The following is a 14,659-nucleotide window of genomic DNA, read 5'->3' on the forward strand; positions in this document are numbered from 1 at the left end:
ATCTGCGAGATTGGTTTTCTCGCGCGACAAGGAGCCTGCCAATGGAACTCGACGTCGTGGAGCTGTCACGCCTCCAGTTCGCGATGACGGCGATGTATCACTTCCTCTTCGTGCCGCTCACGCTGGGGCTCTCCATCCTCGTGGCGATCATGGAGACGGTCTACGTGATGACCAACCGCCCGGTCTGGCGGCAGATGACGAAGTTCTGGGGAACGTTGTTCGGCATCAACTTCGTGCTGGGCGTCGCCACGGGCATCACGATGGAGTTCCAGTTCGGGATGAACTGGAGCTACTACAGTCACTACGTGGGCGACATCTTCGGCGCGCCGCTCGCGATCGAGGGGCTGATGGCCTTCTTTCTCGAGGCGACGTTCGTCGGCCTCTTCTTCTTCGGCTGGGACAAGCTGACGAAGGTGCAGCACATGGTCGTCGCCTGGCTCGTCGCGCTCGGCTCCAACTTCTCGGCGCTCTGGATCCTGATCGCGAACGGCTGGATGCAGAACCCGGTGGGCGCCGTCTTCAACCCCGACACCATGCGCATGGAGATGACCTCGTTCTTCGAGGTGGTCTTCAACGAGGTGGCCCAGGCCAAGTTCGTCCATACCGTTTCCGCGGGCTACGTGACCGCGGCCGTCTTCGTGCTCGGCGTCTCGGCGTGGTATCTCCTCAAGGGCAGGCACGTCGAAATGGCCCGTCGCTCGATCACGGTGGCAGCCTCCTTCGGCCTGGCCTCCGCGCTCTCGGTCGTGGTGCTGGGCGACGAGTCGGGCTACTCGGCCACCCACACCCAGAAGATGAAGCTCGCCGCGATCGAGGCGATGTGGGAGACCCACGAGGCGCCCGCGCCCTTCACCGCCGTGGGCCTGCCCGACAAGGAGGCGCGCGAGACCCACTACAAGGTGGAGATCCCCTGGGCGATGGGGCTGATCGGCACCCGCTCGCTCACCGAAGAGATCCCCGGCATCAACGAGCTCGAAGCCGAATCCGCCGAGCGCATCCGCAACGGCCTCGTCGCCTACGACGCGCTCATGGACATCCGCGCGAACCGCGGCGCGGTCACCGACGAGATGCGCGCGCGCTTCGAGGCGCATTCCGGCGATCTCGGCTACGCCTTCCTGCTCAAGCGCTACGTGGAGGATCCGCGCGACGCCACCGACGCGCAGATCGCCATGGCGGCCGAGGATACGATCCCGGGTGTCGCCCCCCTCTTCTGGGCGTTCCGCATCATGGTCGGTCTGGGCTTCGCCTTCGTCGCGGTGATGGCCTACTTCTTCGTGCAGGCCAACTTCAGGGGCATGCGGTTCCCGCGGCCGGCGCTCTGGCTCGCCGTCTTCATCATCCCGGCGCCCTGGATCGCGGCGGAGCTCGGCTGGTTCGTGGCGGAATTCGGCCGCCAGCCCTGGACGGTCGACGGCGTGCTGCCGACCGCGCTCTCGGCCAGCCACCTGAGCGTTGCCGATCTTCTCATCACCCTTGCGGGCTTCATGGCCTTCTACTCGGTGCTCTTCGTGATCGAGATGGCGCTCATGCTGAAATACATCCGGCGCGGGCCCGTCGAGGACGTGGAGGAAACCGAGACATGGATGGAGCGGCACCAGCACCGTCTGCGCACGCATGACGGCAAGGGCCCCTTCGCCGCAACACCTGCGGAGTAAGACAGATGATCCTGCATGAACTCGTCGATTTCGAAATCCTGCGCGTGGTCTGGTGGGCGCTTCTCGGCGTACTGCTGATCGGCTTCGCACTCACCGACGGCTTCGACATGGGGGTGGGCGCATTGCTGCCCTTCGTGGCGAAGACGGACGTGGAGCGGCGCGTGGTCATCAATACCGTGGGTCCCGTCTGGGAGGGCAACCAGGTCTGGTTCATCCTGGGCGGCGGCGCGATCTTCGCCGCCTGGCCGCCGCTCTACGCGGTGAGCTTCTCGGGCTTTTACCTCGCCATGTTCGCCGTACTCGCCGCGCTCATCCTGCGCCCCGTCGCGTTCAAGTACCGCTCCAAGCGCGAGGACGCGCGCTGGCGCACGGGCTGGGACTGGGCGCTCTTCGTGGGCGGCGCGGTTCCCGCGCTTCTCTTCGGCGTGGCCGTGGGCAACGTGCTCCTCGGCGTGCCGTTCTACCTGACCGAGGATCTCTTCTCCGTCTATGACGGGTCGTTCTACGGCAAGTTCCTCGGCCTGCTCCGGCCCTTCGCCCTGCTCGCCGGCGTGGTCTCGCTGGCGATGCTGCTGATGCACGGCGCGGCCTGGCTTTCGCTCAAGGCGGAGGGGGTGGTCGTCGAACGCGCCCGCCGCTTCGGGACGGTGGCCGGGATCGTCGCGGCGGCCGGCTACGCGCTCGCCGGTCTCTGGCTCGCCTTCGGACTCGACGGCTACCAGATCACGGGCGAGGTCGTTCGCGATGGCCCCTCCAACCCGCTTTACTCCGAGGTGGCGCGCGGAGGCAGCTGGCTTGCGGCCTATGTCGAGCGGCCCTGGATCGTCGTCGCGCCCGTGATGGGCTTTCTGGGCATCCTCTTCGCCGTGACCGGGCTGCGCGCCGGGCGCGAAGTCTCGACGCTTCTCTGGTCGAAGATGGCGATCACCGGGATCATCGCGTCCGTCGGCCTCACGATGTTCCCGTTCATCCTGCCCTCCACCGTCGATCCGTCGAGCTCGCTCACGGTATGGGACAGTTCCTCCTCGCATCTCACGCTCTTCGTGATGCTGGTGATGACGGTGATCTTCATGCCGCTGATCCTCGCCTACACCGCCTGGGTCTACAAAGTGCTCTGGGGCAAGGTGACCGAAGAAGACGTCACCGGCCCGGGCCACAGCTACTGAAAGGAGACCGCGACATGTGGTATTTCGCCTGGCTTCTGGGCCTGCCTCTCGCCGCCATGTTCGCCGTGCTGAACGCGATGTGGCTGGAAATGCGCGAGGACGGCCGGCTCATCGCGGACAGCGAAGAGGATGGCGGCGAGCGCTCCCAAGACTGAGCGCCGCCGCGGCCTCGATGCCTTGACATGAGGGGGCGCTCGTCACCAGGCCGGCGCCTCCGAGCCGCGTCGGGGGTGTGCCGCCGGGAAAGGCGCACGAGGCGCCCTGTCGACGCCTCGACGTCGCGGCGGCTGCCTCAAGGAGGATGGCAGACGCGCCGCCATGATCGCGACGTCGGGGGCACACCTCGTACGATTGCCCGATCCGGCGGAGGGATCGAACAGTCTCCGACCCGCAGCGCTGTCGATCGCGCATCCGGCCTGCGGCTCATGTGTCTCTGGTGGCGCGCCCGGCCGGAGGCGGGGCGTCAGCCAATCCGGTGATGCCGGCCTGATCCATATCAGCGTGAAGCGCCGCGCATTGCTCGATACACTGCGCGAAACGTCGGAAATGCCTTACGGTCCTGACCATGCCCGCCCGATCGAGCGTTCCATCCGCGAAGACGATCCCAAGCCCGGCTCTCGGTCTTTTTCTCGCCGTGACCTTCCTGATCACATGGGGTGTGATCGGGACCTATATCGTCGCCCCGGACATGGCCGCCGGCACGTTCGGCGAGATCAGCGGCGCGCATCCCCTGTTCTTCCTCGCCACCTGGTCGCCGGCCATCGCGGCCTTCGCCGTGATCTACCTTCATGGCGGGCTGTCGGGCATCGCCGCCTTTCTCGCGCGGCTGCGCATGTGGCGCGGGTCATGGGGCTGGGCGGCATTCATCCTGCTTCTCATTCCGCTCGTCTTCGTCGCGGGCTCGCTGATCAAGGGCGGGCCGGTGCTGGCCCCCCTGCCGCCCGAGGGCGCAAGGGCGGTCCTGGCGGTGATGGTCATGATGCTCTTTCTCGGACCCGTGGAAGAGTTCGGCTGGCGCGGCGTCATGCAGCCGCTGCTGCAACGCCACGTGGCGCCGATCTGGGCGGGCATCATCATTGGCGCGACCTGGGGGGTCTGGCACCTGCCGGCCTTCTTTCTCGCCGGCGTGGTCTTCGCCGACTGGAATTTCCTGCCCTTCTTCGTCGGCAACATAACGCTCGCGGTCCTGGTGACCCCGATCTTCAACGACACGCGGGGCAGCCTGCTCTGGCCCATGCTGTTCCACTGGCAACTGATCAACCCGTTCTGGGCGGACGCGCAGTCCTGGGATACCTGGCTTCTGGTGGCCGGGGCCGCCGTCGTGGTCTGGTGGCACCGTGACACGATGTTCACCCGCGACGGCGCCGTGACCGAGGTCATCCCGGCCGCACGGGGTGCCGCGTCCCGATCGGTGACATAGGGAGATGTTCCGGAACCCTCTTCCTCTTCCCGTCTTCGCGCTGGCACTTGCCTGCCTCACGGCGCCCCTGACGGCCCAGGAAGAGCGGTTGTCGTCCGCGCTCGACGACGCCCACACGCGCTACGGCTTTCCGGGCGCCACCGCGGCGATCGCCCTGCCCGACGGCTCGGTCGTGACCGCCGCCACGGGCCTTGCCGATCGCGAGGCAGGCCGCGCCATGACGCCCGAGACCCCGATGCTGGCGGCAAGCATCGGCAAGAGCTTCGTGGCGGTCACGGTGCTGGCTCTGGAAAGCGAGGGGCGGCTGTCGCGCGACGACCTCCTGTCCGTGCATCTCGGGGATCGCCCGTGGTTCGACGCGCTGCCCAACGCGCGCACCATCACCATCGATCACCTGCTGCACCACACCTCCGGGCTGCCGGACCATGTGCATCTGCCGGAGTTCCAGCGGGCCTGGACCGGGCTGGCCGGCGGGCCGAATTTCGACCCGGAGGAGCTGATCGGGTTCGTGACCGGACGGGAGCCGCTGTTCGAGGCACGGCAAGCCTGGGCCTATAGCGATACGGGTTATGTCCTGCTGGGTCTCGTGATCGAGGATGTGACGGGACAGGCGTGGCGCGAGGCGGGCCGCACCCGCCTGCTCGATCCCCTCGACCTCGGCGGCACGGTCCCCTCGGACCGCCGCGACCTGCCGGGGCTCGCGGTGGGGTATGTCGATCCGGACAATCCGTTCGGCCTGCCCGCGCGCACCGCCGATGCCCAGGGGCGGCTTCTGTGGAACCCTTCCGTGGAATCCGCCGGTGGCGGCTTCGCCTCGACATCGGCCGATCTGGCGCGCTGGGGACAGCTCCTCTTCGCCGGCGACGCGATGGAGGAGCCCTATCTCGACCGGCTGCTCGACGGGGTGCCCGTGGATCCCGACGCCCCCGGCATCCTTTACGGCGCGGGCGTGGCGATCCATGCCGACACGCCGCGCGGGCCGGTCTGGGGCCATGGCGGCTGGATTCCCGGCCATGTCTCGAGCCTGCGCCACTACGCGGATCACGGCGTGACGGTGGCCTTCCAGATCAACACCGATGTCGGGATCGCGGATGACACGAGCGATCTCGTGCCCGCCCTCGAGGCCGCGCTCGCCGATCTCGCGATCTCGCTCATCCGGTAAGCGCAGGCGCCTGGCGATCGCCTCCGGTGTGGTGGCGCCGGCGGTGCTTCCCTTGGTCTTCGGCCCGCTCGCCGCCACGGTGCCGCCGACCGGTGGAACCAGTGTCTCTCGAAGCACGCCGCAGACCCTGCGCGCGGGTCCATGCAGGATCGCCCCGGCCGACCGGCCGAAAGCCGCGCGACCCGCGCCGCCAGCCAGCCGCGGCTCTCTTCCCAAAGCCGCCACGGTCCCTTGGAACTGGTCGGCTGCACCCCGCCTGACCGGCGCCTCCAACCTCCTCAGCTCTGCTCCGTCACCCGTGAAGCGGCGGTAGGCCCACTTTCACCAGGGCCGACCTCTTCCTACCTTTGGAGGAGGCAAAGGAGGTGGCCCTTGAGCGCAATTGCAACGAAGCTCCCGCCGATCGACCCGGACCGTGCTGCCATGATCGAGGAATTCGGCGGTGAAATCACCGCTCTCGATCCGATCGGCGCGCAGGTTTCGGGGATAGATCTGTCTGCCGTGGAGGCGCTGCCGCCCGAACTCGTCGATGGTCTGGAACGGGAAATGGCGCATCGCGGTTTTCTCGTTTTCAAGAACGAGACGCAGCTGGAGCCCGAGGATTTCCTGCGCGCCAGTTGCCTTTGGGGCGGGCGCGAACTGCACAGCACCCATGGCGTGCACCCGGCAACGCCCGGCGGCAACCGCCACATCTTTCGCCTCTCGAACGATGAGCGCCACGGCATTCCGGATGTCGGACCGCAATGGCACAATGACGGCAGTTTCCTGCCGGCCACGTTTTCGCATTCGGGCTACCACATCATTCGGCCTGCCGAGCATGGCGGCGGTACGCATTTCGCGCATCAGGGGCTCGCCTTCGAGGCGCTGCCGGAGGACCTGCAGGAGCGCTGGAGCCGCCTGTCATCGGTGAATTCCGCCTCGGGCGTGGTGCATCCGCTGGTGCATGAACACCCCGTGTCGGGCCAGAAATGCATCTGGCTGCATCTGGGCATGACAGGCGCCGTCATCGAAAAGCTGCCCGGCAGGGACGGGTTCAGCCTGCTGCACGCAGAGGATCTTCGCCAGCTTTGCCACGATTACAACGACATCCTGAATGCCGGGCTGACGGAGGGCTATTCGGTGGCCCATGAATACGATGAGAACGACTGCGTCTTCATCGACAATCTGGCCGTCGCGCACCGGGCGGCCCCCGAGGCCCACATGCCCGTGGAACGGCAGGGCCTTCGGATCATGCACCGCAGCACGGTGAAGGGCGTGCAGAACCTCGCCCCCGGTTTCGGCCTGCCGCAGCATGTCACCATCGACGGCCCCAATCCGATCGGCGAGGGCGTGTGGCAAGGGGGCGGTGTCGGCTTCCGGTGGGAAGACGGCATCAAGATGCGGAACTGACCGGCGTTGACCGCGAACGGGCCACGGCCGATCGCAAGATGGCCCGGGGCGCGGCGCTCGTCCGGCATGCGACCACATTGCCCCCACCTCTTTGCGGCTCTTCCACCAAGGCCGTGGTCCGCGTATCCGGACGCGCCCACAGGACGGTCCGCGCTCCGCTCAACCGATCGCGCCGATCCCGCGCGCGATTTGGGCGAATACGACCGCCGGCCCTTGCCCCGCCCAAGTCGCGTCGGTGCGCCGTGACGCATGACCCGCCGATGTCGTGCCGGCCGTCCCGCTATCCGAGGCCGGCCGCCTCCCCCTCAGTGGTCCGCGGTGTTTCGTCCGGTGCGCCGGTCTGCGTGATCTGATCCGCGGCGGGCTGCAGGTGGAGCGTGCGGGTGGGAAAGGCGAACTCCACGCCCACCTCTTCGGCGAGCGCGATGATGTCCAGCACGATCTCGTGCTGCGCATCCACCTGGGATCCGTAGGCGTAGANGGTCCGCGGTGTTTCGTCCGGTGCGCCGGTCTGCGTGATCTGATCCGCGGCGGGCTGCAGGTGGAGCGTGCGGGGGGGAAAGGCGAACTCCACGCCCACCTCTTCGGCGAGCGCGATGATGTCCAGCACGATCTCGTGCTGCGCATCCACCTGGGATCCGTAGGCGTAGACCTTCAGGTAGAACATCAGTTCGATGTCGATCGAGGAGGCGCCGAAGCTTTTGAGGCCGACATAGATGTCTTCGCGGTCGATCCTCGGCTGCTCCAGCAATAGCTCCTTCAGGCGCTTGACGAAGGTGTCGAGCTTCTGGCGCGGGGTGTCATAGGTGAGGCCCACGCCGAGGACCACCTTCCGGCGCCGGCGCTTGCCCCAGTTGGCGATCACGCGATCGGACAGGTGCGAGTTCGGCACGTTCAACAAGGTGTCGTCGAGCGAACGCAGCCGGGTGCAGCGCAGGCCGACATGCTCGACCGTTGCCAGCGTCCCGTCCAGCTCGATCAGGTCGCCCCTCTGGAACGGACGGTCGGCCATCAGGATGCCGCCGCCCAGCATGTTCGACACCGTGTCGCGCGCGGCAAAGGCGATGGCGACGCCGCCCACGCCAAGGCCGGTCAGCACGCCCTCATAGGGCAGGCCCACGACATCGGCGACCGCGATGATGGCGCCGACCACGACCAGCAGCTTCATCAGGCCGGTGCCCAGCGAGGCCGCGATCTCGTCGACGTGAGACACCGTCTTTTCGGCGCGCGCTAGAAACCATCCGCCGACGAGACCGACGAGGCGATAGGCGAGGACCGCGATGGCGAAGAGCAGGAACACGCCAATCAGCGATCCCACCGCCGGCAGCCCGACCTGGGTCAGGCCGAGCCGCGTGATCGCCCAGGACAGGATCACGGCCGCGGCGATCAGACCGGCGGGCATCGCCAAGGCCGTGGCACGGTCCCCGCCCGCGCGCCGCCCGACTGCGCGCAAGGCGCCGCCCACCACGAGGCGCGCGGCGTAGGCGGCAAGCAGCGTCGCGACGAGGCCGAGCCACTGCCACGCCTCGAGATAGCCGAAATCCTGCACGAGGCCGGGCGAAGTGGCGCGCACGCTCTCTCGCAGCCGGAAATAGGGGGACAGCGCCTGCGGTGCCTCCAGCCCCCGGATCGGGGGAAGGTTCTGCATCGCCTGCAGCAGCGCGGGCGACGCGGCCACCGTCTCGCTGGTTAACTTCCACCGCCCGGCGCCGGCGGCGCCGTCCTCGGCCGGCGGTTCGCTGACGCGCGCGATGGCGATGTTGCCCACCGGATGCTGGAAATAGACGTAGGGCACGGTTCGGTCGGGATCGTCTGGGATCTCCTGCCAGATGACATAGGCCACCCTGTCCAGGATGCGCTGGAGGTAGTCGGCATAGATCGGCCCCTCGAGCGTGTGCAGCCGCTCGGGGATATGGGACAGGTCCATGACCGCCAGTGCGCGTTCGCGGCCGCCCTCGTCCCACGACTGCGTGCCCTGGATGAAATCGCGCATCACGGCGCGGGGCGAGTTCGCCCGCGCCGTGTCCAGCTGCGCCTTGCTCTCGTAGCCCATCGCGGACAGCAGGTGCGCGGTTTCATTGGCCAACTGGTCCGCCGGGGGCAGAACGAGGCGCCAGCGGCCGGGAACCTCGCTCACGAATTGCAGCGTGGTCTTCTGGGGGATCGCGGCGGGGCCGACGTCGAAGCGGACGGTCTGTGCCTGAGGATCCTCGGGCGCGAGGGGCACGTCGTTGATCCGAAGCGTCGAGAAGTCGAGAATGTCGAACATCATGGTCCGCCGCGCGGCCTGGTCCCGGGCGTTCGTGTCCGGCCCGGCATAGCTTAGCAGGTTGTCCACCCGCCGCAGCGCACCCGCATCGCCGGCATAGATCGCCACGTTGGCGGCAATCAGCAGACTGCGCAGCGTCTCCCGCGGCGACGCGTTGCCGAGCCGCCAGTTGCTGCTCTCGCTGCCCGTCTCCTCGCGGAAGCCGTTCCAGTACTCGCCGTTGCCGAAGCGCCCTGTCAGCACCTGCCCGTCCTCGGACAGGGCGAACACGACCCGGCCGGACGAGCCGGGCTGCTCCCAGGTGCCGCGCAGGACGCCCCTCTCCACCGTGCCCTCGATCCGCCCGTCGAGCGGGACGTAGGTGCCGGTGACCTGGTTGCCCTCCTGGTCGAGCGTCAGCACCGCGCTGCCGGTGCGCCAGTAGGTCTGCCACTCGCCCGAGAAGTCGGCCTGCTGCGCGCGAACCGCGAGAGGCGACCAAAGCAGAACGGCTGCCAGAAGTGCGATCAGGGAGGTGGGACAGGCGCGAGTGGTCGACATTCGAGCTTTCCTTCCGAGCGACCTGGCGCCCCTCCGCGGACCGTCCGCGCAGGGTGCGCCACATGTCAGTGCATCAGGTACTTCATGGCCGAGAGGGCGAGGCCGATACCCCGGTGAACAACGCGCCCAGCACGACCGATCGGAACTTTCTGCGGGCGATCCAGCCGAGCCGCCCGCCAAGGACGAGCAGCAAGAGTATTCCGAAGCCCTGGGCAAGGCCGATAGCCGCCGGGGTCGGCAGCAGCCCCATTCCGGACGCCAGGATAAGACCTGTCGTGACGTTCGCAGCCACGAGTGTCGGACGGCTGTGGCGCCCCGCATCCGTGAACGCTTTCTTCTGCGCGTCCGCGCATCGCTCGAGTTCTGCGGCGATGACCTCGGCGAACGCTTTCGCCAGCGTTACCGCGAGGACCGAGCCGAAAAGAGCCGCCGCCATCCGGAATGGCGCCTCGGGGTGCGCGCTCATCGCCATGAGCACGCTGAGCGAGGTGATCGTTCCGTAGATCAGCCCGAAGGCTGCAAGGTCGAAGTCGTGCCACGGATCGCCAGTACGGTCTGACGAACGTCTCATGTGGTTCACGTCCTGCATCGGGGTATCCCACGCGGATCGACGGAGCGGCACATGGGCCTCTCCGCCTGGCATCGCAGCCGTCCAGGTCCGCGCCTCAGTAGATCGTGAAGCCGCCGTCGGTGTTGTAGGTGGCGCCGGTGATGTTCGACGCTTCCGGCGACAGCAGGAACAGCATGACCGCCACCTGCTCGGCCGAGGTGGAGCCGCGGTTCGCCTGGTCGCTGTATTCGAGCAGGCTGCGGGACTTGTAGAGCGAGATGCCGCTATCCGTGTAGCCCGATGCCCTGCGCTGGGTGATGATCTCCACGGCGCGTTCGTACATCGGGGTCAGCGTCGTTCCCATGCCGGTGGAATTCACGCGGATGCCATAGGGGGCATAATCGATCGCCGCGTTCTTGGTCAGCGCCTGCACCGCGTGCTTGGAGGCCGTGTAGGGCGCCGTCCCGCCGAAGCCGCGGATGCCGGTGACCGATGCGACGTTGACGATGGACCCGCCATTGCCCTGCTCCATCAACTGCCGCAACTCGTGGCGCAGCGCATAGAACATGCCGGTCGCATTCACCTCCATGACGCGGTGCCAGTATTCGTCGCCCGCCTCGTGGATCTTGGCCATCAGGCGGTTCTTCTGGTTCTCGTAGTCGATCGGTTCGTCGGGGTGCAGCGCATCCATGACGCCGGCATTGTTGATCGCCGCATCGAGGCCCCCGTATTCGGAGACGCAAAGCCGGACCATTTCCTCGCAGACGCTGTCCTGCGAGATGTCCCCCTGCATGAACACCATGTTCAGACCTTCCGAGCGGATCGATTCCGCCGTCTCTTCACCGAGGTCGCCGAGGATGTCGACGCCGACCACGTTGGCCCCTTCGCGGGCGAGCCGGCGCGCCGCGTCGGCGCCCATGCCGCGGGCCGAACCGGTCACGATCACGTTCTTTCCCGCGAAACGGCCGGGCATGTGGTAATCGTCGGGGACGCGCGCGATGTTCATGCGGCCGGGCACATCCGGGTCCTGCGGGTCCCAGGGGTAGGCCCAGTCCTGAAGCGCGAGGTCGATCGCCTCGTTCAGCTCCTGCGCTTCCGCCTGGGTCAGCGTGACGCCGCCGGCGGCGGCAATACCGAGGGATTTCAGGAGGTCTCTGCGGATCATCGGGGGCTCCTTTGTGTCGTGCAGTCTGGTGGTCTGGGGGTCAGGGCGAGCGACGGCGAGGATCACGGCGCCCCGGGAAAGCGTCGTGCGTTTCAGAAGGCGTATCGGACGAAGAGCATCGCGCTCAGCCAGTCATCGGCGTCGCCGCCCAGGGCGTCCCTCGTCGCATCGCCGGCCCAGGTATAGGCAAGATGGCCGTGGACGTAGGTGTTGCGGCTCACGAACCACTTGGCGGTGATGTTCGCCTCGTAGCCGTATTCCGTCCCGCTGAGGAAGGAGAGCGCGGGGTTGCCGCCGATATTGGTCTTGCTTTCCGCGTGGAAGGCCCAGAGCTGGGGCACGATCTCAACCTTCGGCGAGGGGCGGAAGCGGGCCTGGATCCGGTGGGCGATCACGTTTGAATCCTGGACCACCTTGAAGTGATTGGCGCCCTGCACCCATTGCTCGCCCGTGCCGCCCGAGAGCATCGGATCCCACCGCTCGTAGGTGCCCGTGTCGGGATCGTCTCCGGAGAAGCGCGCGAAGCGGTAGCTGAGCGTGGGCGACCAGCGCGCCTGCGGAAAGCTGTAACCGATCTCGGCCCAGCCCGCGCGCGCGTCCATGTCGAAGTTCTTGTTCGACTGGACGGCATATTCGGCCCCGAAGAACGGGCCCGGCGCGCCCGCACCGTTCGGTGTGTAGGTGAACCGCGCATCCCAGACCTGCAGCCCCTCGCGCGTGCCCACGATGTCGCCGGTCGGGCCGAAATAGTTGAAGTTCGAGTTCGGCGATGTCACATAGCTCAGCCCGATATCGAGGTTCTCCATCGGTCGGGCCTCGAAATTGAGGCCGGCATAGGCGGTCTCGGTGTCGATGTCGGGAAGCTCGTCGGGGTCGAGGTAGAACGCCTCCAGCATCGTGTCGTTGTAGCGAATGCGGGCCAGCGCCAGCAGGTCGGAGGCCCACCGCGCGTTGGCTTGCAGCGCCGCGCGTTCCTTCCCGTTCGCCGCGGTATTGGCGATGAGAAAGCCGTTGGCCAGCGTGAAACGCTGCCGCCCCAGGGTCAGGTTGTAGGACAGGCGATTGCCGGCCTCGTCCGTCCGCCCGCCGACGAGGCCGACATAGGCGTCCTCGACCGCGTTCCACCCGCGCGTCTCGTCGGTGAACAATTCCTGCCCCACCGAGTAGGACGCGAGGCCGCTCAAGCCGCCGTAGAAATACAGCCGCTCGTTGATCGGCGTGATCCCGTAGATGCCGTAATGGACGTAGGATTCCACCCACTGGTCCCAGCCCTCGCCCGAGGGCTCACCCTCGACCAGCGGATTGCCGGCGAGCATCGCGTCCGGCCTGCCGTACCAGGCATTGTTGTTGGCGTAGGTCAGCGCGAGCAGGTCAAGCTTGAACCGCACGAAGGTGCCGTCCTTCTCGTAGATGACCGGAAAGTCCCCGCCGAAGGTGAGGCCGCGCCCCTCCGCTCCGTCCTCGGCAAGCGTGACGGAGATGGCGATATCGAGCCCGCCCTGCCGGCCGAAGGAGACATCGTAGTCGATGTCGCCCACATCGCGGATGCGCCGGGCCTGCGCGAGCTGGAACTCGATCCGCTGCTGGGAGAACCGCGCACCCGGGAAAAGGGCGAGGCGCGTGCGCACGCTGTCCTCGACCCTGGCGTTCAGCCCGGCATCGGCGCTGGGATTCACGATGCGGATCGAGACCCGCTCCACTTGCTAGTTGGTATAGGGATCGACGCCGGCAACGCTCTGGGCAGCGGTCTCTGCCGGAAGCCAAGTCGATGCGAGAGCCATGGCCGCCGCCATGATCACTTTCCGCACGGAACTCATTTTGCTGCCCCGATGTTGCTATCGCCGAAACCGATGCTCATGTTGGCAGCCTCCATGACCGCGACCGGATCGGCGCCCATGCCCGTGACCCGAGCGGCCGGGTCAGTCAGTGCACCTCGACTGGGGATAGGCCGCGGCCTGTCTTCGACACCCTTCTGCTAGCGAATAACTAGACGCGTGAGCAGCGGCATGGAAAGTGACCACCTGCCCGAAATGGGCAGCCGGGAGACGGAACTTCGCCCCTCAGCGACGAGGCGGCCTGGCGAGTTGGCCGAGATCGACGACCAGACGCGTAAGGATCCGGCGGGTGCGTTCTTCCAGCTCGGCGAAATCGCGCCGCGCCGGCGTGGTCGTGTCCGTGTCTGCGCCGGACACCAGATACCAAGCCCCGTCGGCCCGCCTGTCGACCCACCCGCGGTCCTGTAACAACTTCAGCTTCCGGCGAACCGTCTCGCGGGGAATACCCGTGACATCGGCGATCCGTGAGGCCGTGATCGAAAGCTCCTCGGCCGCCGGCTGCACCTGCTCTGCGTCTCTGGCAGTCCGGCCCGCGCCAAGCCGCACCTGGCCGATCACTGCGAGCACCAACGCCTGTTGAAGATCGCCGTGGAAGGCCCGTGACACGTCGGTCAGATGGGCCACCATGAATTCGACAACGGCATACTGGTAGCGCGGGTACTCCTCTGCGAACCTCTCGGCGAGGATGTCCGCGCTACGCTCGGTCTTCGAGGCTTTGACCGCCTTGTCGCACATCGTGACCGCGCCCTCTGCCGCGTCGCATCGAGCGACACGCTGACTCGAAGCGTATCAACCTGACCCATTGTTATCTTAAATCGCGGGGCCCGCAGAGAACAACATGCCACTCGAGGTTTGCGTTGTGACGGCGCGGCGTTCGAGCGTCGCGCGTGTCCCTCGCCCACTGGCAGGACAGGTCGTTTTCCGGGCGCCGATTACGGTTTCGCGCCCATTCGCGGGATGTCACCGATCAGGTCTGCAAAATGAGCTGCAATTCCCACGCATCCCGTCGTCGGGCATGGCGCGACTGCGGAAGGTCTGGGCCCGTCCTCGGCATCCGACCCATTCGCTTGGATGACCGCTTGGTCAGGCGAACCGGAATTTTTTGCGGCCGCCAGCAATCCTGCGGAGCAGTTGACCTGCTCCCATGACATTGCGACCGGCCGTCAGGGCGCGGTCGCGGCCTTCGCCATGCCCGGGGCTTCCAGCTGGGCGCGAACTGTGGTTAAAGCGCACCTTCGAGGTGCTCGGCTTTGCCTCCACGTCACGTCCACAAGCTTGGAACGCAAAGGGCTTCCCGTTCGGGGGGCACTTAAGCGGCTGTATCTTTCCGAAAAATCTGGTTGCGGGGGTAGGATTTGAACCTACGACCTTCAGGTTATGAGCCTGACGAGCTACCGGGCTGCTCCACCCCGCGTCATGTATGTTTGACCGATTTTGGTCATTTATCGTTGGAGAGATACGGTTTTTTGTTTGTGTCTCGGCTTTCCAGGTTTGGCGGCGACCTACTC

Annotated in this window: 11 protein-coding genes and 1 tRNA gene; 6 read left to right on the forward strand and 6 right to left on the reverse strand. The window is 66.8% G+C overall.

Annotation, left to right across the window (positions count from 1 at the left end; all coding sequences use genetic code 11):
- Positions 1 to 41 precede the first annotated feature (41 nt).
- The 6 genes from AB6A65_RS15535 (at position 42) to AB6A65_RS15560 (ending at position 6,792) form a co-directional block, all read left to right on the forward strand.
- Entirely contained in the window at positions 42 to 1,655 is a 1,614-nt protein-coding gene (locus AB6A65_RS15535; protein WP_371039318.1) for a cytochrome ubiquinol oxidase subunit I, read from the forward strand.
- A gap of 5 nt (positions 1,656 to 1,660) precedes the next feature.
- On the forward strand, positions 1,661 to 2,821 hold the full coding sequence (gene cydB, locus AB6A65_RS15540; RefSeq protein WP_371039319.1) for a cytochrome d ubiquinol oxidase subunit II: 1,161 nt from the start codon (positions 1,661 to 1,663) through the stop codon (positions 2,819 to 2,821).
- Positions 2,822 to 2,835: 14 nt separating this feature from the next.
- Positions 2,836 to 2,976, forward strand: a complete 141-nt coding sequence (gene cydX / locus AB6A65_RS15545; protein WP_371039320.1) for a cytochrome bd-I oxidase subunit CydX — start codon at positions 2,836 to 2,838, stop codon at positions 2,974 to 2,976.
- 410 nt (positions 2,977 to 3,386) lie between these two features.
- The gene (locus tag AB6A65_RS15550) at positions 3,387 to 4,241 is read left to right on the forward strand and encodes a type II CAAX prenyl endopeptidase Rce1 family protein (RefSeq protein ID WP_371039321.1); all 855 of its coding nucleotides are present in this window, start codon (positions 3,387 to 3,389) and stop codon (positions 4,239 to 4,241) included.
- Between the two features lie 4 nt (positions 4,242 to 4,245).
- On the forward strand, positions 4,246 to 5,403 hold the full coding sequence (locus AB6A65_RS15555) for a serine hydrolase domain-containing protein (RefSeq protein WP_371039322.1): 1,158 nt from the start codon (positions 4,246 to 4,248) through the stop codon (positions 5,401 to 5,403).
- Between the two features lie 372 nt (positions 5,404 to 5,775).
- Positions 5,776 to 6,792: a TauD/TfdA dioxygenase family protein gene (locus AB6A65_RS15560; RefSeq protein ID WP_371039323.1), complete on the forward strand. Its 1,017-nt coding sequence runs from the start codon at positions 5,776 to 5,778 to the stop codon at positions 6,790 to 6,792.
- 280 nt (positions 6,793 to 7,072) lie between these two features.
- On the opposite strand, the gene AB6A65_RS15565 is transcribed toward AB6A65_RS15560, so the two are convergent.
- The 6 genes from AB6A65_RS15565 to AB6A65_RS15590 all read right to left on the reverse strand — a co-directional run bounded on the left by AB6A65_RS15565 (position 7,073) and on the right by AB6A65_RS15590 (position 14,565).
- Positions 7,073 to 9,601: a mechanosensitive ion channel family protein gene (locus tag AB6A65_RS15565; RefSeq protein WP_371039324.1), complete on the reverse strand. Its 2,529-nt coding sequence runs from the start codon at positions 9,599 to 9,601 to the stop codon at positions 7,073 to 7,075.
- A gap of 82 nt (positions 9,602 to 9,683) precedes the next feature.
- Complete coding sequence (locus tag AB6A65_RS15570) at positions 9,684 to 10,190, reverse strand: hypothetical protein (protein ID WP_371039325.1); 507 nt, start codon at positions 10,188 to 10,190, stop codon at positions 9,684 to 9,686.
- 76 nt (positions 10,191 to 10,266) lie between these two features.
- The gene (locus tag AB6A65_RS15575; protein WP_371039326.1) at positions 10,267 to 11,316 is read right to left on the reverse strand and encodes an SDR family NAD(P)-dependent oxidoreductase; all 1,050 of its coding nucleotides are present in this window, start codon (positions 11,314 to 11,316) and stop codon (positions 10,267 to 10,269) included.
- A 92-nt stretch (positions 11,317 to 11,408) separates the two neighbouring features.
- Positions 11,409 to 12,992 carry an alginate export family protein gene (locus tag AB6A65_RS15580; RefSeq protein ID WP_371039327.1) on the reverse strand — a complete coding sequence of 528 codons (1,584 nt, stop codon included), beginning with the start codon at positions 12,990 to 12,992 and terminating at the stop codon, positions 11,409 to 11,411.
- A 384-nt stretch (positions 12,993 to 13,376) separates the two neighbouring features.
- The gene (locus AB6A65_RS15585; RefSeq protein ID WP_371039328.1) at positions 13,377 to 13,886 is read right to left on the reverse strand and encodes a MarR family transcriptional regulator; all 510 of its coding nucleotides are present in this window, start codon (positions 13,884 to 13,886) and stop codon (positions 13,377 to 13,379) included.
- 602 nt (positions 13,887 to 14,488) lie between these two features.
- A tRNA-Met gene (locus AB6A65_RS15590) sits at positions 14,489 to 14,565 on the reverse strand.
- Positions 14,566 to 14,659 lie beyond the last annotated feature (94 nt).

It is taken from the genome of Rhodosalinus sp. FB01, from assembly GCF_041365715.1.
Lineage (GTDB): Bacteria > Pseudomonadota > Alphaproteobacteria > Rhodobacterales > Rhodobacteraceae > Rhodosalinus.

What these genes read in the sequence shown, in the direction of transcription:
- cydX (WP_371039320.1), top strand. Translation starts at nt 2,836, where the DNA reads ATGTGGTATTTCGCCTGGCTTCTGGGCCTGCCTCTCGCCGCCATGTTC.
- AB6A65_RS15585 (WP_371039328.1), bottom strand. Translation starts at nt 13,886, where the DNA reads ATGTGCGACAAGGCGGTCAAAGCCTCGAAGACCGAGCGTAGCGCGGAC.
- AB6A65_RS15550 (WP_371039321.1), top strand. Translation starts at nt 3,387, where the DNA reads ATGCCCGCCCGATCGAGCGTTCCATCCGCGAAGACGATCCCAAGCCCG.
- cydB (WP_371039319.1), top strand. Translation starts at nt 1,661, where the DNA reads ATGATCCTGCATGAACTCGTCGATTTCGAAATCCTGCGCGTGGTCTGG.
- AB6A65_RS15570 (WP_371039325.1), bottom strand. Translation starts at nt 10,190, where the DNA reads ATGCAGGACGTGAACCACATGAGACGTTCGTCAGACCGTACTGGCGAT.
- AB6A65_RS15555 (WP_371039322.1), top strand. Translation starts at nt 4,246, where the DNA reads ATGTTCCGGAACCCTCTTCCTCTTCCCGTCTTCGCGCTGGCACTTGCC.
- AB6A65_RS15575 (WP_371039326.1), bottom strand. Translation starts at nt 11,316, where the DNA reads ATGATCCGCAGAGACCTCCTGAAATCCCTCGGTATTGCCGCCGCCGGC.
- AB6A65_RS15535 (WP_371039318.1), top strand. Translation starts at nt 42, where the DNA reads ATGGAACTCGACGTCGTGGAGCTGTCACGCCTCCAGTTCGCGATGACG.